General features: G+C 31.7%; 18 protein-coding genes. 11 read left to right on the plus strand and 7 right to left on the minus strand.

Annotated features, from left to right (window positions below; genetic code table 11):
• Positions 1–162 precede the first annotated feature (162 nt).
• Together ABRY23_13265 and ABRY23_13270 are read right to left on the minus strand one after the other, a co-directional pair.
• The gene (locus tag ABRY23_13265) at positions 163–972 is read right to left on the minus strand and encodes a glycosyltransferase (protein MFA3784024.1); all 810 of its coding nucleotides are present in this window, start codon (positions 970–972) and stop codon (positions 163–165) included.
• 4 nt (positions 973–976) lie between these two features.
• A complete protein-coding gene (locus ABRY23_13270) occupies positions 977–2,137 on the minus strand; it encodes a 4-phosphoerythronate dehydrogenase (GenBank protein MFA3784025.1) in 1,161 nt (386 codons plus the stop codon).
• Between the two features lie 380 nt (positions 2,138–2,517).
• Between ABRY23_13270 and ABRY23_13275 the strand changes: the two genes are divergently transcribed.
• From ABRY23_13275 to ABRY23_13285, 3 genes are read left to right on the plus strand one after another with little or no spacing between them, the layout of a single operon-like run.
• Entirely contained in the window at positions 2,518–3,327 is an 810-nt protein-coding gene (locus ABRY23_13275) for an MlaE family ABC transporter permease (protein ID MFA3784026.1), read from the plus strand.
• Positions 3,303–4,055, plus strand: a complete 753-nt coding sequence (locus tag ABRY23_13280; protein ID MFA3784027.1) for an ABC transporter ATP-binding protein — start codon at positions 3,303–3,305, stop codon at positions 4,053–4,055. Before ABRY23_13275 ends, ABRY23_13280 begins: the two co-directional genes overlap by 25 nt.
• Before the next feature lie 39 nt (positions 4,056–4,094).
• Complete coding sequence (locus tag ABRY23_13285; protein MFA3784028.1) at positions 4,095–5,132, plus strand: MlaD family protein; 1,038 nt, start codon at positions 4,095–4,097, stop codon at positions 5,130–5,132.
• Between the two features lie 1,027 nt (positions 5,133–6,159).
• Here the strand turns inward: ABRY23_13285 and ABRY23_13290 are convergent.
• The 4 genes from ABRY23_13290 to ABRY23_13305 all read right to left on the minus strand — a co-directional run bounded on the left by ABRY23_13290 (position 6,160) and on the right by ABRY23_13305 (position 10,143).
• Positions 6,160–6,852 (minus strand): tetratricopeptide repeat protein, encoded by a 693-nt coding sequence (locus ABRY23_13290; protein ID MFA3784029.1) that lies wholly within the window; start codon positions 6,850–6,852, stop codon positions 6,160–6,162.
• Positions 6,853–6,863: 11 nt separating this feature from the next.
• On the minus strand, positions 6,864–8,339 hold the full coding sequence (locus ABRY23_13295) for a glycosyltransferase (protein ID MFA3784030.1): 1,476 nt from the start codon (positions 8,337–8,339) through the stop codon (positions 6,864–6,866).
• A gap of 30 nt (positions 8,340–8,369) precedes the next feature.
• Positions 8,370–8,918 carry an LptE family protein gene (locus ABRY23_13300; GenBank protein MFA3784031.1) on the minus strand — a complete coding sequence of 183 codons (549 nt, stop codon included), beginning with the start codon at positions 8,916–8,918 and terminating at the stop codon, positions 8,370–8,372.
• Between the two features lie 124 nt (positions 8,919–9,042).
• A complete protein-coding gene (locus tag ABRY23_13305; GenBank protein MFA3784032.1) occupies positions 9,043–10,143 on the minus strand; it encodes a sigma-54 interaction domain-containing protein in 1,101 nt (366 codons plus the stop codon).
• A 354-nt stretch (positions 10,144–10,497) separates the two neighbouring features.
• On the opposite strand from ABRY23_13305, the gene miaB reads away from it, so the two are divergent.
• The 5 genes from miaB (at position 10,498) to ABRY23_13330 (ending at position 14,672) form a co-directional block, all read left to right on the plus strand.
• A complete protein-coding gene (gene miaB / locus ABRY23_13310) occupies positions 10,498–11,856 on the plus strand; it encodes a tRNA (N6-isopentenyl adenosine(37)-C2)-methylthiotransferase MiaB (protein MFA3784033.1) in 1,359 nt (452 codons plus the stop codon).
• Positions 11,857–11,905: 49 nt separating this feature from the next.
• Entirely contained in the window at positions 11,906–12,622 is a 717-nt protein-coding gene (locus tag ABRY23_13315) for an SPOR domain-containing protein (protein MFA3784034.1), read from the plus strand.
• Positions 12,623–12,626: 4 nt separating this feature from the next.
• Positions 12,627–13,397, plus strand: a complete 771-nt coding sequence (locus ABRY23_13320; GenBank protein ID MFA3784035.1) for an MBL fold metallo-hydrolase — start codon at positions 12,627–12,629, stop codon at positions 13,395–13,397.
• A 59-nt stretch (positions 13,398–13,456) separates the two neighbouring features.
• On the plus strand, positions 13,457–14,218 hold the full coding sequence (gene rpiA / locus ABRY23_13325; GenBank protein ID MFA3784036.1) for a ribose 5-phosphate isomerase A: 762 nt from the start codon (positions 13,457–13,459) through the stop codon (positions 14,216–14,218).
• Positions 14,219–14,465: 247 nt separating this feature from the next.
• Entirely contained in the window at positions 14,466–14,672 is a 207-nt protein-coding gene (locus ABRY23_13330; GenBank protein MFA3784037.1) for a hypothetical protein, read from the plus strand.
• Here ABRY23_13330 and ABRY23_13335 read toward each other — a convergent pair.
• Positions 14,669–15,577 carry a DUF1684 domain-containing protein gene (locus tag ABRY23_13335; GenBank protein MFA3784038.1) on the minus strand — a complete coding sequence of 303 codons (909 nt, stop codon included), beginning with the start codon at positions 15,575–15,577 and terminating at the stop codon, positions 14,669–14,671. The two genes, ABRY23_13330 and ABRY23_13335, sit on opposite strands and share 4 nt — an antisense overlap.
• A gap of 375 nt (positions 15,578–15,952) precedes the next feature.
• Between ABRY23_13335 and ABRY23_13340 the strand changes: the two genes are divergently transcribed.
• From ABRY23_13340 to ABRY23_13350, 3 genes are all read left to right on the plus strand, one after another.
• The gene (locus ABRY23_13340) at positions 15,953–16,165 is read left to right on the plus strand and encodes a PAS domain S-box protein (GenBank protein MFA3784039.1); all 213 of its coding nucleotides are present in this window, start codon (positions 15,953–15,955) and stop codon (positions 16,163–16,165) included.
• A 40-nt stretch (positions 16,166–16,205) separates the two neighbouring features.
• A complete protein-coding gene (locus ABRY23_13345; protein ID MFA3784040.1) occupies positions 16,206–16,589 on the plus strand; it encodes an ATP-binding protein in 384 nt (127 codons plus the stop codon).
• Positions 16,590–16,710: 121 nt separating this feature from the next.
• On the plus strand, positions 16,711–19,158 hold the full coding sequence (locus ABRY23_13350; GenBank protein MFA3784041.1) for a PAS domain S-box protein: 2,448 nt from the start codon (positions 16,711–16,713) through the stop codon (positions 19,156–19,158).
• The last annotated feature ends 33 nt before the right edge of the window (positions 19,159–19,191 follow it).

Here is a 19,191-nt window from a genome sequence, read left to right on the forward strand (position 1 = left end):
TCATAATCTAAATTTAGGTTTGTGCAAAGATATTAAAAGTTAACTTTAGTTCAAGGATAAACGGAAGAAATGAAAGAACTAAAATGAGCGTTTTATGACATAAAATTCAGAATCATTTTGGTTAAAACAATTTTTTTAAAGCTAATAGGAAATAAAAGATGTTTACTTGTTTATTCCAAAGGGTGTATATGCAATCTTATTTTTCCTAACTTGGTCGAAAAGTTCAATATTAGTTTTTTTTCTTTCCTGCAATTGATGATACAAATGGTACTGAACAGCTATATGATTAAGGGATTTAATTTTTAGTCCTTTTAATTCCAGCCTGAATTGCACATCTGTATCTTCGCCAATGGAAGGTTCTTGGTATCTTTCATCAAAACCATTTATAAGCAGCATATCATCTTTAAATAAGGAAAAATTACATCCTAATAAACCTCTTTGCTTTTTATTAAATGCTCTTCTAAAAAAGTTTGATTTGAAATAAAAACCTTTCTCTACGTAATTTGATTCCCCAAGTAACCCATCTTTTACAACTTTGTAAAAATTTTTTTCTAACCAGCCATTTTTTACTTTGTCCTCAGTAAGTGACAATGTTATTTTCTCTGACAAGTTAACCCTTCTGCCCGTTAAGCAAATTCCTTTTGATGCGTACTTAATATGTTCTTCAACAAAGTGCGAATGGGGGATACAATCACCATCAATAAATATCAAATAATTACTCTGAGTAGATGCAATTGCTTCATTCAAGATTTTATTTTTTCTAAATCCCTTGTCTTCGTGCCAGACGTGAGAAATAGAAAAAGAGTAGTTTAATGCTATTTTGTCTAATTCATCGACAAACTCTTTATTAGATCCATCATCAGCAATTACCACTTCAAAATTTTTCTCGGTTTGATTTTCAAAACCTGCTAAAACCAGTTTAAGGTAATCCATTCTATTGTAAACAGATATTATTAATGCTGTCTTAAACATTTAGCTAAACAATTTTTAGTCGTAATTCAGTTATTATGTTCTTTAATTTCTCTGGAATTTGGTTGCATTTTACAAAATAATTATTCAATTCTCTTCTCAATGGGTATTCTTTTCTAAGCAAATCAAAATATTTTGCTCTTTCTTCTAATGGCAAATTTAATGAAGCTTTTAATTTTGAGCTGTCATTTTCAATGTTGTATGCATGTTCAAAAATTACTTTTAGAGCAGAAAAAAGTTGGCTATCATCTATTTGTTGTGATAAATTTTGTTTATCAAGATCAATTACGTTGTTATAAATTGGTGAGTATGGCGGTTCCCATTTTGGTTTTTCGTTCAGAAATTCACAAAGTTTTTCATAAATCATAACTGTACCGTTTACTTTACCCTCGTAAGAATAACCAGCAATATGCGGCGTAGCAATTGTTACCAAATTAAGTAACTCGTAATTGATTGCGGGCTCATTTTCCCACACATCAAATACTGTAAAAATATCATTTTGTTTCTTTAATCTTTTTAATAATGCAATATTGTCTACAACCGCACCTCTTGATGTGTTGATTAACATGCTTCCTTTTTTTATCAAACTAATATTTTTTTCGTTGAGTAAATGAAAAGTCTTATCAACGCCAGATTCGTTAAGCGGTACATGTAAAGTAATTACATCTGCAGAAAGAGCACTTTGTAAGTCTGTATATTTTTTGTCTCCAGTTTTTCTTTGAAGAGGGGGGTCATTCAAAATTGTTTTTAGACCAAGAACCTCAGAAATCTTTTTTACTTTACTCCCAATATTACCTACCCCAATAATACCGATAGATTTATTTTTTAACGTAATGTTATTTTGACTGTAAACCCTCCAAATTGCAGTAAAAACATACTCAGTTACAGCATACGAATTGCATCCGGCAGCATCAGTAAAAGCAATTTCCTTTTGAGATAAGTAATCTTTATCAATATGGTCGGTGCCAATGGTTGCAGTTCCCACAAACCTTACTTTTGTACCTTTTAGTAAGTCTTTATCTACTTTAGTTACTGAACGGACAATTAAAATGTCAGCATCTTTAAGTATATCATTAGTAATTTTTCTTCCGTTGACAAGAACAACATCACCAAATTGACTGAAAGCTTTTTTACCAAAAGCAATATTTTCATCAATAACAATTTTCATGCAATTATTAAAATTTTCTTGATAAATAAAATTACAAAAGTTGGCTTAATATTAACCCATTCCACGAAAGAATATATCTTTTTATGGCAAATTCCCCAAAATTTGCATAAATGAAGCAACAAAGCCAAAAGGATAAAGTAACTTTTGTTTGCACAAACGGATTAATATCCAAAATTCATTATTATCATGGTAAAGCATAATTAAGATTAGTCAGCGGCAAAAGTTTTTATGTGTTAATATACTTTTTCATATTTCACTGTTTAAGAATTAACAAAGAAATTGCAATAAGTATTAGGTGCTAACGATTCAATAATTTTTATACTTAATCTACTTTTTGCTATTTTGATACTACAAAACAAATTTTACTTTTTCGGGTAACAGTGAAACTTCCAACTTTAAAATATAGTCGAAGACTAAGCGCCACAGATTACATCTACAACTTTTTAGCTACAATCTCAGGGTTAACTTTATTCAGTATTGAATTTATCAAGCAGGCGGTTGTACCGCCATTTGAAGTTGAACAAATTAAAAAGCACATGGACGAGTTGGGAGTTAAAACACTACCGATTGTATCTGTAACAGGATTAATAATTGGTTTAGTCTTAGCTATGCAAAGTTATCCTGTACTTGCAAGATTTGGTGCGACAGATTTTTTACCTGGCATGGTAGCATTGTCGGTTGTAAGAGAATTAGCTCCTGTTATAACGGCTTTAATATTTGCTGGAAGAGTTAGTTCAGGCATAGGAGCTGAACTTGGTTCGATGAGAGTTACTGAACAAATTGATGCAATGGAGGTTTCTGCGGTTAATCCATTTAAGTTTCTTGTCGTCACTAGGGTAATTGCAACTACAATGATTTTGCCTTTACTTACAATATATGTAATAGTCATTGCCATATTAGGAGGGTATATTGCAGTTATAATTACAGAAAGCATGACTTTCGAATATTATAAAAATGCGGTAATTACATCTATTGAATTTGGTGACTTCATTCCAGGCGTTGCAAAAACTTTTGTTTTCGGTTATATAGTAGGTATAGTTGGTGCTTACAAAGGTTTTACTGCCGAGGGTGGAACAGAAGGAGTTGGAAAAGCGTCAACCACGTCAGTAGTAATTTCTTCTTTGCTAATTTTAATTTTCGATATGGTATTAGTTAAAATAACTTTATGGCTATGGCCGACGTTAGGGTAGTAAAAATAAAAGACCTAACAAAAAGCTTTGATAGACGTACCGTTCTTTCCAAAATTTCATTTGACGTCTATAAAGCTGAAAATCTAATTGTATTCGGCAGAAGCGGAAGCGGTAAAAGTGTTTTGTTAAAATGTATTATTGGATTATTAAAACCTGATGATGGCGAAATTTACATTAACGACGAGAACATTCTATCTCTTAATACAAAAGAATTAAACAATCTTAGGAAAAACATTGGCTTTTTATTTCAAAGTTCTGCTTTATATGATTCAATGTCAGTAAAAGAAAATTTAATGTTCCCATTAAAACGACACTTTAAAATGGAACAATCTGAAATTAATGACAAAATTATGCACACTTTAGAACTCGTTTCTCTTCAAGATGCAATCAACAAAATGCCTTCAGAACTTTCTGGCGGAATGAGGAAACGAGTGGGATTGGCAAGAGCGATAATCACAGACCCTCAATTAATGCTTTATGATGAACCAACTACTGGATTAGACCCTATAACAACAAAAGAGATAAGTGAATTAATACTCGAACTACAAACAAAATTACAAATGACTTCAATTGTAGTTACTCACGACTTAATTTGTGCGGAAATAATTGCAGACAGAGCTATTTTTTTGAAAGATTCTATTCTTGCCTATGAAGGTAAAATTAATGAACTAATAAATTCCGATGACCCCTTTCTAAAAAATTTTTTCAGTCACCGGATACAAACGTAAAACGATTTTATATATTAAAGATTTTGACAGGAGGTCAAAATGTTTAAAAGTTTAGAAGGTGCTCGCTTAGGCTTATTTATCTTTATTGGAACCATAATTCTAATTATAGTAATATTTTTAGTAGGAAGTAAAGAATCTCTTTTTGTTAAAACAATTGAAATCAAAGCCTACTTTGATCGAATTGAGGGATTAAAGCCAGGTGCACCAGTCAGACTAAGCGGCTACGATATTGGAAGTGTAAGCAGTATCTCACTTGCTGATGTTAAAACTGGACAGGTAGAAGTTCACATGAGAATTAAACAAGACTTAATAAAATTCATTCGACTTGATAGTCAAGCTTCGATTGAAACAGAAGGCTTAGTCGGTAAAAAAATAGTCTCTATTACTCCAGGTTCAGTAGATTTACCAATAATTGAAGACGGCGGAACATTAAAGACAAAAACACCAATAAATATTTCTGAAATAGTTGAAGAAACAAAATCAGTAATGGCAAATTTACAGAACATTACAAAAGACTTTGCAGATATTGTAAACAAAGTTAACGTAGGTGAAGGAACTATAGGCAAGCTAATAAACGATGATCAACTTTATTATGCGACAGTAAAAATTACTAACACGGCAGATAAAAGTCTTGATAGCATGACACTACGATTAAGCGAAATATCGAACTTTATAATTGGTATTGGTGGCAGTGTAAAAGGAATTTTATCTAATGTAGATAGTGCAGTTGCAGATGTAAAAAATTTAACTGATAAAATTAATCGCGGACAAGGAATGATAGGCGCACTCATATCTGACAAAAAAATGTATGATTCACTTAAAACTATAGTTAACAATTTAGTATTAACATCAGAAAATACGCTGGTTGCCACTTCTCGATTTGCAGAAAACATGGAAGCATTAAAACACAATTGGTTATTTAAAGGTTACTTTGAACAACGCGGTTATTGGGATGAACTCGACTACGAAAAAAACATTAACTCCAAACTGCAAGAACTGAAATCTCAGAATCAGATTCTTGATCAAAAGATAAAGGAACTGAAAGAAATAGAATCAAGATTGAACATTAAAAAATAATTTAATCCCATTTCTATTTAGTCCCTGGCTCACAGGAAAACTTGCCCTCAACTAAGTGATGGATTTCCATCGAACAGACATGCCATAACACATATAGTCTAATGAAGATAATAGTAAGTCGGTTCGCTGAACCGACTAGATTAATAAGATGAGAGGGCAAGAAGACCTTGCCCCTACAGCAATTAACAATTACATTAAATCTTAATGAGGCTAAAATCAGTTCGAAAGAAAGATTTGATAGAATCTTTAAATCAAAGAGGAGATATAAGGTAATCCACAAAGTGGTGAATTCTCAAAGGTTCAGTTTTTTTGGATTAGTTAGAGTTACTAAGGTTTAGAAGAAAAAGATAAGGTCAAACCCGTTTGACGAGTCAAAGAAACCTAATTTTTGAGCTTAACTTCTTAGAGTTTACAACCTTAGTAACAAATCAAATCCTTGAACCTATCTAAACCTTATTACCTTATGGATAACATCAAAAATAGTTTTGAGAAATAATCAATTGAGATTGTTGGATAGTAATGAACTTCTTACGGATAGAACCAAAGGAATTTACAATTCATATTTAACCCATATTTGTCACTAGAAATTCTAAAAAATTATAATTCACTTTAAGGTGATAAGGTTCGGTTTCCTGGGGTTAGTTAGAGTTACTAAGGTTTAGAAGAAAAAGATAAGGTCAAACCCGTTTGAAGAGTCAGAGAAACCTTATTCTTGAGCTCACTTTATAATGGATTTTCTAGGTTGAAAATAACTCAACAAGAGTATTAGCTTAAACATTAAAAGCAAGCTTGAAGTAAGTCGGTTCGCTGAACCGACTGGATTAATAAGCCCTTCAGCAAAAAATTGATTTCTTTTTTGGGTTAAATGATAATTAAGCTCAAATATTCAATTAGAAAATTTGTGATTTGGACAGCGAACTTTATTAATCTCAATTAAACTTCCGTAAAAAATTATTGAATTTTGTAGGTAACTAAAACAGTTTATCGGAATCAGCACAAAACTTTGAATTAATTATTAACTGGAGATTTAGTTCTTGTCATTTTGTTGTTTCAAGAGGGATTTAATATTATTTATCTTTTTTTGATAGTAATCACTCATAGCGGGTCTAATTTTTAATAAAGCTTCATAAGTCTGAAGCGCTTCATTATATTTCCCTTGACTGTAATAAATTTCCGCTAAAGTTTCTGATACTATTTTTTCACCCGTATATTCTGGCATTTTAATTTTGTTTTCGTCGATATCTTCATTATTATATTTAATTTTAGCATTACTTATTTTCTCTGCCAATTTATCTAAGTAATCTTCAAGTTCATTTTTAGCTGAAATATCATTATCAGTTGTGTTTAAGTTTTCTGATACATTAGAAAGTACAGGTCTTTTAGCATCTGAAATTAAATTTCTTTCTCTAATTATCTCCTCGATTTTCTGATGATAAAATTCCAACGAAGCCGGATTGTTTAACAGTGCAGCACCTCTATTTATAGAAATACGAGCATTTTCTAAATTACCAGCATAAGCAAAAGCAAGTCCATGTAAAAAATAAGCTGTAGGATAGTCAGGGTATATTTCAAGGCCATTTTCTAATATTTCTAATGCGGAAATATAATTGCCGTTAGCAATTTCGTAATAAGCTACTCTGGCAAATAATGGGGAATTTTTGTCAAATTCGTATATTAATTTAATTTTATCAATTGATAAATCTTCAGAAAGTTGATTCAAAAACTAACCTCCTAAATTGAAGCTTTTCTGTTAATAATTGCTTGCCTAAACGAAAGTAAGGACACGCCCGCAAAACCTAAAAAGAACATTACTTGAAACGGCAATGCTGCTATTTCCATAAAATAAATTGAAGCAACAACACCAATTAAACAGTAGATTGCCAGTATTAACTCAACAAAAGCTGAACGATCAACTTTCAAGTTAGCTATATATTTATTGTTTTTTCCTATTGTATCTTGCTTAGAAACAACTCTAAATTTAGGTGTTCTTACAAATTCACTTTTTTTGCCGCGAAGTCCTTCAATAACTGCTCTGGTGTTGTTAAGAGCAAGCCCCATACTTCCAGCCATAAATAAAGGAAAAAGCGCTATTTTTTTTCTCCAATCAGAATAAACATCTTTTTGAGCATAGTAGTACATCATAAAGGAACTAATGAATGCAATCACAAAAATTGCCATGAAGTTGAAAAAGTTCCAATATGGTCCAGCGTTTTTAATAAAGACAAGCGGCACATTTAATATGCCAGCCAAAAGAATAAATGGGAAAACAATATTATTTGTCAAGTGAAATGTAGATTGAAGTTTAACTCTAAAAGGTATATTAGCTTTCCAGACGAGGGGTAAAATTTTCTTTGCAGTTTCTATTGCTCCTTTAGTCCATCTAAATTGTTGTGCTTTCAGCGCATTCATTTCAGAGGGGAGTTCAGAAGGAGTAGTAAAATCTCGCAAGTAGATAAATTTCCATCCTTTCAACTGTGCACGGTAACTCAAATCTAGGTCTTCCGTTAAAGTATCTGCATGCCAGTTACCTGCATCTTCAATACATTCTTTTTTCCAAACTCCGCCTGTTCCATTAAAATTAATAAAGAACCCGGCTTTATTTCTTACAGATTGTTCAATTACAAAATGCCCATCTAAAGCAAGAGCTTGGATTTTTGTAAGTATTGAATAATCTTCATTTAAGTGTTCCCAGCGAGTTTGAACCATACCTACTTTATCATCAGTAAAATAACGAAGAGTATTTTTTAGAAAATCTTTTTTAGGAATAAAATCCGCATCAAAAATTGCTATATATTTACCCTTAGCTATTTTTAATCCTTCCTTTAAAGCACCGGCCTTAAAACCCTCACGCGAGCCTCTCCTTATATGTTGAATATCGAACCCTTCTGATTTCTTCTTCTCAACTATTCGTTTAACAATATTTACCGTCTCATCAGTTGAATCGTCTAACACCTGAATTTCCAGTTTATCTTTAGGGTAATCAATCTCACAAACAGCGTTTATAAGTCTTTCTACCACATACATTTCATTATAAAGTGGAAGTTGTATTGTTACTAATTCTTGTGGATTGAAGTTTTTGTTTCCTTTCGGCTCATTTCTTTTGTACTTAAAGTGATAATAAATCATTACAAAGCCATGACTGCCAAAAAAAAGAAGTATGAGCAAAGAAAAAATATAAGCAAATAATACTATTTCATCGAACAGCATATGTTTTGTTACCTCTTTATTTAATTTTAATTACCAATTTGACACAACTGCAAGTAATATATCTTCTGAAATTCTATTTACTGCTTGAGCAATTGCTTCTTTGCGCACAGTTGTAATATCACCACCAACAGGATAGTCACCATAATTAGAAAAATTTCTTTCAAAAACTGTACGTTTTTTCACCATATCTCTGTACGTTACTTTTACAGTAAGTGTAATTCGGCGAGTTGTAATATTTTCACCGCTTGACACAACAGACGGTGCGTCGGTAAGAGATAAAATTGTACCTTCAAGAATAGCATCAGCGTTTACTCTGTCGGTTACCTGAAGTGAATTATCATCAATAAACTGTTGAATTGTTTGTTTTGTAAACATATCACTTAATTCCGATTCGCCCGAACCACTTTGGTCCTGAAAAATCGGTATTGCAATTGTCTTTATATGTGCCGGTATCGATGCCCCAGTAAATGAATAATTGCAGCTCGTAAAATTAAGGAGTGAATTTAAAACTACCAAAAGAAAAACACAGATTTTTAAGTTGCCTATTTTCAATTCATTTAATTTTAGTCTTATTTTCATTGCTGTGTTCTTTGCTGAATTTTTCCTCTGTCAGCAGAAGGTGTATCTCTCTTCCACAAAGAGTTTTTCCAAATGAATTTTTGGGCTAAAAGTTAAAATTTCAAAGCCAGATAAAAATTTTTTCTTATTCAATTCCATATTCTTTAAGTTTTCTGTAAAGAGTTCTCTCACTAATTTTAAGCAGTTTTGCGGCCTTTCTTTTATTATGTTTTGTGAAATTAAGAGCATTCAATATTGCTTGCTTTTCAAGTTCATCCATTGGCACTACTTCTGAAATGTTAGTATTTGGGCTATAAAATTCACTAGAATTTTTTGTAGCATAATTTTTTAATTCCATTAAGTCTTTCTTAATTTCAATAAGTGCTCTGTAAATCATTTCTCTGTCTAAAGCTTCAGGCGACCTGTTCAAATGCACAGGTAAATTTCTTAGTTCCTCTGTAATTGAAGTAGTAGATAGCAAAGGAATAATCATTTCGGAATTAATAATACCGGATTTGCTTAAAGCAATAGCTGTTTCTATTACATTTTTTAATTCGCGGATATTACCTGGCCATGAGTAATTCAACAAGGCATCAACAGCATCTTCAGTAATCTTCGGCTCGGGTATTCTATTATTCTCAGTATAGTTTTTTGCGAAAAAGTTAACTAATTCTAATATATCTTCGGGGCGGCTTCGAAGCGGCGGGATATTTAATGTTACGGCTTTCAATCTAAAATATAGATCACTGCGAAATCTTTTTGCATCAACCTCGCGCTGCAAGTCTTTATTTGTAGCTGCAATTATTCTTACATCTACTTTCGTAACTCGTTCACTTCCTATTCTCATAAATTCTTTCGTTTCTAATACACGCAATAATTTAACTTGCGTAGTTAAAGGCATCTCAGCAATTTCATCTAAAAAAAGAGTACCACCATCGGCAATCTCAAAATACCCTTTTCTATCATCTATTGCACCTGTGAAGGCTCCTTTTTTATGCCCAAATAACTCGCTTTCTAAAATGCCTTCTGGAATGGCGCCACAATTTACACTTACTAACTGTTTATCTGACCTATTACTGTATCCATGAATTGCTCTTGCAAAAACTTCTTTTCCTACTCCACTTTCTCCTGTTATTAGAACTGAAATATCTGATTGCGCAACTTGCATTACAATATCAACTAAATCTTTTATTTGTTGTGACCTGCCTATTATGCCAAATTTCTTTTGAAATTCTGCTACTGTCATTTTTAACCGGCTGTACTCCATTTGACTTTCTTTACAATTGACACATGTTAATTAATAACTTCAGCTGCCGTTTTAAATTTTATATAAAGTTTTGTTCCATTTATCTCTAATTGCCCACCAAAATTATTAACCTCTATTAAAATATACTTTTTTATGGAATTAAACGATATTATCGCTAAATTACCAATATTAGAATGATTATAAAAAAACTAAAAAAATTGTTTCTTTTAACAATAAAATTTGTTTGGTGATTGGGTAATCTTATCAGTTCCAAACCATGTATTATTCACTCTTATATTGTTATTCATTCCTTATTATTATTATTTTTTGAACATAAATTCTACGAAAGGTGTTATGGACAAAAACAATGTATATATTGAAACTTATGGCTGCCAGATGAACTTTGCCGATACAGAACTTGTTATGGGAATTCTTGATAGTAAAGGTTACCAAATAACTAAAGATATAAACGAAGCTAATATTATTTTATTAAATACATGCAGTATACGAGATAATGCTGAACAGCGAATTCATGGCAGATTAGGGAATTTGAAGGTTATAAAAAGTAATAAACCAGATACTGTTATTGGTGTTTTAGGTTGCATGGCAGAAAGGTTAAGGAAAGAGTTAATAGAAGAGAAAAAAATTGTTGATTTAGTTGTTGGACCAGATGAATATAGAAAGCTGCCTGAGCTCATTAACTCTGCTTTCGCAGGTGAAAAAGGAATTGGGGTTAAACTTTCTAGAACGGAAACTTATGATGATATAATTCCATACCGAGAAGATGGACTTTCAGCATGGATTTCTGTAATGCGTGGCTGCGATAAATTCTGTACATTTTGTGTCGTACCTTTTACACGAGGAAGAGAAAGAAGCCGCTCATTAGTCTCTATTGTTCAAGAAATTAAACAGTTATCGTTAAGAGGTTTTAAGGAAGTAACTCTACTTGGACAAAATGTAAATTCTTACCGCGACAATGACAACGACTTTGCCGATTTGCTTGCCGCATGCGCCAATGTTGATCAAAATATTAGAATCAGATTTACTACCTCTCACCCGCAAGATTTGTCGGATAAGCTTCTTTACACCATTGCTGAATATCCAAATATCTGCAATTACATCCACTTACCTGTGCAGTCTGGTTCAAATAGAATTCTTGAGTTAATGAACAGAACCTATACTATCGAACATTATTTGAATCTGATTGACAAAGCACGAAAAATTATACCTGGAGTAAGCTTTTCTACTGATATTATTTCAGGCTTTCCTACGGAAACTTACGAAGACCACTTAAAAACACTTGAAGTGATGGAAGAAGTCCGATATGACGGCGCATATATGTTCAAATACTCACCTCGCCAAGGTACCAAAGCATACAACATGAAAGACGACGTACCTGACGAGGTAAAAACTAAAAGACTTAACGAAATAATAGACCTCCAGCATAAAATTTCTTACGAGATTAATCAAAAAATGATTGGCACTACCGAAATTATTTTGGTAGAGGGACTAAGTAAAAAATCCGATGCATTTCTTTCAGGCAGAACAGATACAAACAAAGTAACTATCTTCCCTAAAGTAGAAAATGTTAAACCTGGCGATTATGTTAAGGTAAAAATAAATAGGGCTACCTCTGCAACTTTATTTGGAGAATTTGTTGAGCTCGTTCAACATACACCAGCTATAGGCATGGTTAATTATTACCAAGATTAATTATTACCAAGATTAGCTATTACCAAGATTAATTATTACCAGTGCTGAGATGAAAAAATTTTTTATTATTCTAACATTAATAACGATAGAAAGTCCTTTTGCTCAGGAAACCGATATCACTTCAGCGTTAAAAGAAATTGAAACAGGAAATATTGTAAATGCTGAAAAGATTTTAAATGAACTAAAATCAACAAACCCAAATGACCCGTCTGTTTTATTTTTGGATGCAGTATTAACTAAAGATGGCAATAGTTCACTAAAAAAATATATGCTCATTTACGAAAAATTTCCTAATTGCAAATATGCAGATGCTTCATTATATAGAATTTTTTCTTACTACTATTCACTTGGACTTTATAAAAAAGCAGAGAAATATTTAACCAAACTAAAAGAAGAATATCCAAACTCCCATTACCTGCAGGCTGCAGATAGAACGATACCTGATGAAGATGACTCTTCAATCTTTAATGCAGAACAAATCTCAACTCAAAAAGTAAATAAAACAGACACTGAAAAAATTCCTAAAATAACTTATACTGTACAAGCTGGAGCTTTTTTAAATTTAGATAATGCTCAAAGATTAAGCACACAGTTAACCGATTTAGGCTATTCAACAGAAATTACAGCAAAAGAAATAGGTGGAACTACCTTAAATATAGTTACTGTCGGAAAGTTTGATTCCGAAGCAAAAGCGAGTTCTATGCTCGACTTTCTTAAACAAAAGTTTAACCTAAACGGAAGAATAATTCAAACAACAAATCAATAATAAATTGGAACTAATATTTATTGGCACTGGTTCGGGTAAAACAAGCCTTAAAAGAAATCATTCTTCAACCCTAATTAACTCGCACTCCAGCAATTTGTTGATTGATACAGGAGATGGAATTTCAAAAGCACTTTTGCTAAACAAAATTAGCTTCAATTCAATAGATAATATTTTAATTACTCATTTTCATGCAGATCATTTCTCTGGATTTGCATCTCTGATAACACAGATGAAGCTTAATAATAGAAAAAATAAGCTTAGTATTTTTATTCAGAAAAACTTCACTGACAATCTTAAAAATTTTCTCAATATCACTTATCTATTTCCTGAAATACTTGGGTTTGATTTGAAATTCTATCCAATTGAAATAAATTTACCTTTTAAAATCTGCCCGGATATTTCAGCTATTGCCAAGCAAAACCATCACATAGTTAATAAATATAAAGTCGATATAAGAGAAGAAAATTTCGTTTCCTTAAGTATGCTTTTAAATGTTGACAATAAAAAGATTTTTTATACATCCGATATTGGTGAGAATAAGGACTTGTACTTGTTTGAAGATGAGAAGCCCGATATAATGGTGTCGGAAATTACTCACATCAGCTTTAGTGAGATTTATCAGGCTTTTAAGGCAAATAAGTCATCTAATTTATTTTTAACTCACATTGAAGATGAAAAAGAGCAATCTATTTTAAATGAAATTAATCTTCTTTCAGAAGAAGAAAAAAATAAAATACAGCTTTGCAACGATGGACTAAGAATAACATTCAACTGATTAATATAAAAAGTAAATCCTTAAATCTATTTCATTAATATTATTAATAGAGGAGGTAAATGAAAGAACTTTCAATAGAAGAACAAAAAAGGTTATCTGCAGAAAGAGCTGTTAACTTTATTAAATCTGGAATGATAGTAGGTCTTGGCACAGGGAGTACAGTTAAATTTGTATTAAGAAAAATATCAGATAAAATAAAAAATGGCGAATTAAAAAATGTAGTTGGTGTTCCTACTTCTTCCAGAACAGAAAAAGAAGCTAATCGGCTTGGGATTCCAATTATCAGCTTAAACGAAGCATTTAAAAAAGCAGAAAAAAGAAATCTTAACCATAAACATACTTACAAAAAGCAACTAAATAAAAGTAAACACAAAAAACCATTATGCATCGATTTAACTATTGACGGAGCAGATGAAGTAGATAAAGATATGAATCTAATTAAAGGAGGAGGCGGTGCTTTGCTGAGGGAAAAAATCGTTGCAATGGCCAGCAAAAAATTAATTATTGTTGTCGATAATTCAAAATTCTCTAAATACTTGGGTGAAAAATCTTTTGTGCCGATTGAAGTTATTCCATTTGCGCAAAATTTTGTAAATAACTTTCTGAAAGCAATAAATGCTAAAACCAAACTGAGAAAAAATAAACATGGTGATATTTATTTGACCGACCAGAAAAATATTATTATTGATGCAAATTTTGGCGTAATAAAAAATCCCAAAAGACTTGCACAACTGCTTGATATTACGCCAGGTGTTGTAGAGCATGGATTATTTATTGATATGGCAGATAAAGTTATTGGACCTAAACAAGATAAATTTTAATATCAACCATTTATATTCTCAGCCTTTTGTACTGTTTTTTAAAAGATATATTTTCTCCAAATTTTTATTTGGGTTAATCTAATTCCTGAAAATACTACAAATTTTGGGGACTAATTATTTTGTTGCCAATTTATAACTATTTAGCAAGTACTTAAAGAAAGCGATTTGATTTTACAAACATTTTTGAAATTGCAATTTGAATTTTTGTCACTTAATTTTGCCTAAGCAAATTTAGTGGAGCGGGCTTATGCCTGAAGAATTGTTCATTCACATAAGATTTAAGAACCGTAAAACGGGCGAATTCAAGGATGGATTTATTCATATCCCTGATATTGAAAAGTACGCAGTCGGTTTAAAAAAATATTTTAACATTCACGAATATAAAGTCATCGAAAAGAGAATAATGAGCAAAGATGACTGGGTAAAACGTGGAAGTTTAAAAGCCGTTTACTAATGAGCACCTCCATGAAACATTTTTTCACCGGCTGTAACTTCTAAATCCAAATGATTTTGTTCTGGCGGCAAAGGACAAGTAGCATACTTAGTGAAAACGCAAGGCGGGTTATATGCCTTATTAAAATCCAAAATTACTTTGCCAGCTGAATCCGGCTTATTTGCGTAAAGAAATCTCCCCCCTCCGTATGTTTCTTCACCATTTGTCTTATCACCAAAAATTATAAAAAGTAAATTACCTTCATCTAAGGCAATTAAACTGTATGTTTTGTTGTTTTTCTTAAAAACTACCTCACCTGAGGTAGAATCAATCTCAGCCGAACCTAAGATATTAGGAATTTCAATCTTTCTTGGTCTATCATACTTTTTAAAATCGGCAATAATTCTCCAATCTGAATTAATAGGAAATGTTTCAATTCCTGTAAAACTTCTAACTAGTGGTGCTTCAAGATCTCTTAGACGAATTCCAAACTTTTCACCACGTTTAATAACAAACCATCGAAGAGAACCATAAGAAAGAATTGTTGGTTCTCCTTTTTCATCACTTATAAGTTCCATTTCCTCAACTATCTTACCATCGGATTTAACTTCAATGTTTTTGTTTATTTTTACTCTTACATTCGAACCATTTAAAGTAAACGAGCCAATAAATTTAGGCGCTTCCCCGGCTGGAAATACAATATCATTTTTACTACTTGAACCAAATTTATTTTCACCTTGCTTTAGCCAATACAAGCCAACTAAATTTAGCCAGCCATTTTCTTTTTTTAAATTTTCAATTCTCCTATTATGCCACTTCTTAATTTCCTCAATGTACTCTGAGCTTCCTTTTTCTTTTAACTTCGTAACACAGTTATTTAACAAAAACGGAATTAATACGATAATTACTAATCTTAAGTTTTTCATTCTTACTATCCTTTTGATTTTTTGTAAATAATTATTATTCAAAAATGATTAAGCTTAATATTGACATTAATTTCGTTTAGAAGTAAAGTTGTTTATAAAAATTATTTCAAACTCTTTTGACAAGTTAAAATAACATTTGAGTTACAAAGCAAAAATCAAACAAGTAAATATAATTACGATATCATCAACTAATATCTATTTTAGCTTCCAAAATAATAAATGAATGGAGAAAAATGCACAATACTAATTTAGAGCTAAGCATATCGACAAAGAAATCAAAGAGTATTTTTGAATTGCCCAATCTCTTTAAGCCTCTCATAGAACAATCAATCCCATTTATGTCTTACAGGCTGATAAGATGAATCAATAGAGTTTATAGAATCAAGAAGAAAGTTACAAAAAAATTCAACTCAGTTAAATTCTAACTACGAATTTACTGGAAAGACAAAATACGGCAGAAAAGTTAATTTAAAAGTAAATGTGTCGCGTATAATAATTGAAGATGAAGAATATTTATTAGGAATCTACGAAGACATAACTGAAGCTAAAAAAATTAATTCAGCACTAAAACAGGCAGAGGAAAAATAAAGACCTAATTAAACAAAAAGACCTTGAGTTTGAGATCAAATTGTTAATACAACAAACAAGGTGGTTAGCTGATGAATATTCAGTTTTTCAGATTTTTCATAATTTAATCCATAACGCAATCAAATATACTAATGAGGGGGAAATTGAAGTTAACGCGAAAAGAGATGAAAATAACAATTTAATTGTGGAAGTAAGAGATACAGGCATTGGAATAGCTTGCGAATGCACCACTTCGTGTAAAGAATATTTACCGAGGTTGTTTCAACCATTTTCTCAGGAAGAACAAGGGTATACTAGAAAGTATGAAGGTAATGGCTTGGGTCTTGCTCTTGTTAAAAGATACTGTGAAATTAACAAGGCAGCTATTGAAGTGAACTCAACAAAAGGCAAAGGGACAACATTTAAGCTCACATTACTTCCTTAAAAATTTACAATTATCAACAATTGAATTCCGTTTATTGGAAATATTTGTTATATTATTCTTAGACAAACTTTAGTCTATTAAAGCAAAGCATTTTAACAAGTAATAAAAAAATCAGCCAAGGATGGCGAAAATTTCTGACTCGGATAAATCAGTTTTACTAAAAAAAATAGCCTCTCTAAAAAAAGATAATCGAGAGCTCCAACAGAAGTTCCAACAATATTCCCAAAACAATGCACTGCTAAGTTTTAAAAATTTCTTTGAAAATGCATCTCTTGGTGTAGCAATTGTTAATCTAAAAGGGTTATATGTAGCTTACAATAAATTTTTCAAGAAGATGCTTAAGTACCCCGATAGAGAATTACAAGCAATGCATTTCAAAAAAATAACCCATGAAGAAGATTACAAAGCCGAACATAAGCTTTTCACAAAACTAATCTCAAAAAAAATTAAATCTTACGTCTTCGAAAAACGATTTGTTATCAAAGGAAATAAAATAGTATGGGTTAAGCTTACAGCTTCTTTGATTAATGACGAAAAGAAAAAACCAAAATATGTTTTATTTTTTGTGGAAGATATAACTCAGGAAAAAGAAATTGAAAAAAAACTTGCCTTTGAGCAAACCTTAATGAAAGCTTTGATGGATTTTATGCCCGATAGTATTTATTTCAAAGATGTTGAATCTAAATTTATACGAGTGAACAAAGCTAAAGCAAAAAGAGATGGTTTTAAGCACGAAGAAGAAATGATAGGAAAATCTGATGCTGACATTTTTAAAAACAAAGATGCAATCCAAGCACTTAACGATGAGAAAGAAATAATAAAAACTGGAAAACCAATTTTAAACAAGGAAGAAAAGCTGGAAAAATTAGATGGTTCTATAAATTGGGTTTCAACAACTAAAATTCCTTTTTACGATAACAACCACAAAATCATTGGAACATTAGGTATATCTCGTGACATAACTGAAAAGAAAATAGCCGAGAATATATTAAAAGAAAGCGAGGAAAGATACCATACATTGTTTGATAACTCAGCCGATGGTCTGTTCATAATGACTGATAAATTTATTGAATGCAATAATGCTGTGCTAAAAATGTTTAAGTGTAATCCAGAAGATATAATTGGTCATCATCCGGCTGAATTTTCACCCGAAAAACAACCAGATGGACAGGATTCTTATCAAAAAGCACAAAAGTTTATTAACGCTGCACTCGAAGGTACTCCACAAAAATTCTACTGGAAACACATTCGTAAAAACGGCGAACCTTTCGATGCAGAAGTTACGTTAAATTCCCTAACTTTCAAAGGTGAAACATATATTCAGGCTACTGTAAGAGATATTACCGAGACAATCCATGCTAATAAAATTCAAAAGGCACTTTACCAAATTTCTGAAGCAGCCAGCACCTCAGAAAATATGAATAAGCTATATCAAAAAATTCATGAGGTAATTAAGGACTTAATGCCTGCTGATAATTTTTATATCGCAATATATGATGAAAAAGAAGCCCTTTTAAAATTCCCTTATTTTGTAGATCAGTACGACCCTCCACAACCACCCAAAAAATTAGGGAAAGGACTCACTGAATATGTATTAAGAAAAGGTGAAGCTGCACTTATTGACGCCGAAAAAGATATTGAATTGAGAAAACAAGGAGAGGTAGTTCTTGTAGGCGCTCCACAAGCAATATGGCTGGGTGTGCCTCTTAAGTTGGAAGGTAAAACTATTGGTGTTATGGTCGTTCAAGATTACGAAAACAAATTTGCCTACGGTGAAAAAGAAAAGCAAATTTTAACTTTCGTCTCAACTCAAATTACTCAAGCAATTCTACGAAGACAAAGAGATGAGGAAATTAAAAAGTACGCTGAAGAATTAAAGGAACTTAACATTACAAAAGATAAATTTTTCTCAATTATAGCACACGACCTTAAAAATCCATTTATAACTATTTTAGGATTTGCAGAACTACTTTTGGCTGACTTTGATGAATTAACCGATGATGAAAAAAAGTTTTATGTAGAAGAAATGAAGAAATCTGCAGAAATGTCACATACACTTTTACAAAACCTCCTTCAATGGTCGCGCTCCCAAACAGGCAGAATTGAATATAACCCACAAAAAATATCTCTCAAACAAATTGTTGAACAAAACTTTGCTCTTCTAAAACAAGCTGCAGCGAAAAAAAACATTTGCTTAGAATCTCATGTGGACAATAACACATTTTTAAACGCTGATGAGGATATGACCGATACAATTATTCGCAATTTATTAACTAATGCTATTAAGTTTACTTCTTCAGGTGGAATAGTCAGCGTTGCAGCTAACAAAATTGACAGCTTTACTGAAATTACTATCTCAGATTCAGGTGTTGGCATGGATGAAGAGTCTATGTCAAAATTATTTAAATTGGATTCTACTTTTTCAACCGCTGGGACCTCTAATGAAAAAGGCACAGGACTTGGATTAATCATTTGCAAGGAATTTGTTGAAAAGCATGGAGGCAAAATTCGTGTCGAAAGCCAATTAGGCAAAGGGAGTAAATTTATTTTTACTTTACCTTCTGTTTAACAGCTCTCCTCTTTTACTTTCTTCCAGAAATAT

Source organism: Melioribacteraceae bacterium 4301-Me (assembly GCA_041538185.1).
Taxonomy (GTDB): Bacteria; Bacteroidota; Ignavibacteria; order Ignavibacteriales; family Melioribacteraceae; genus Pyranulibacter; species Pyranulibacter aquaticus.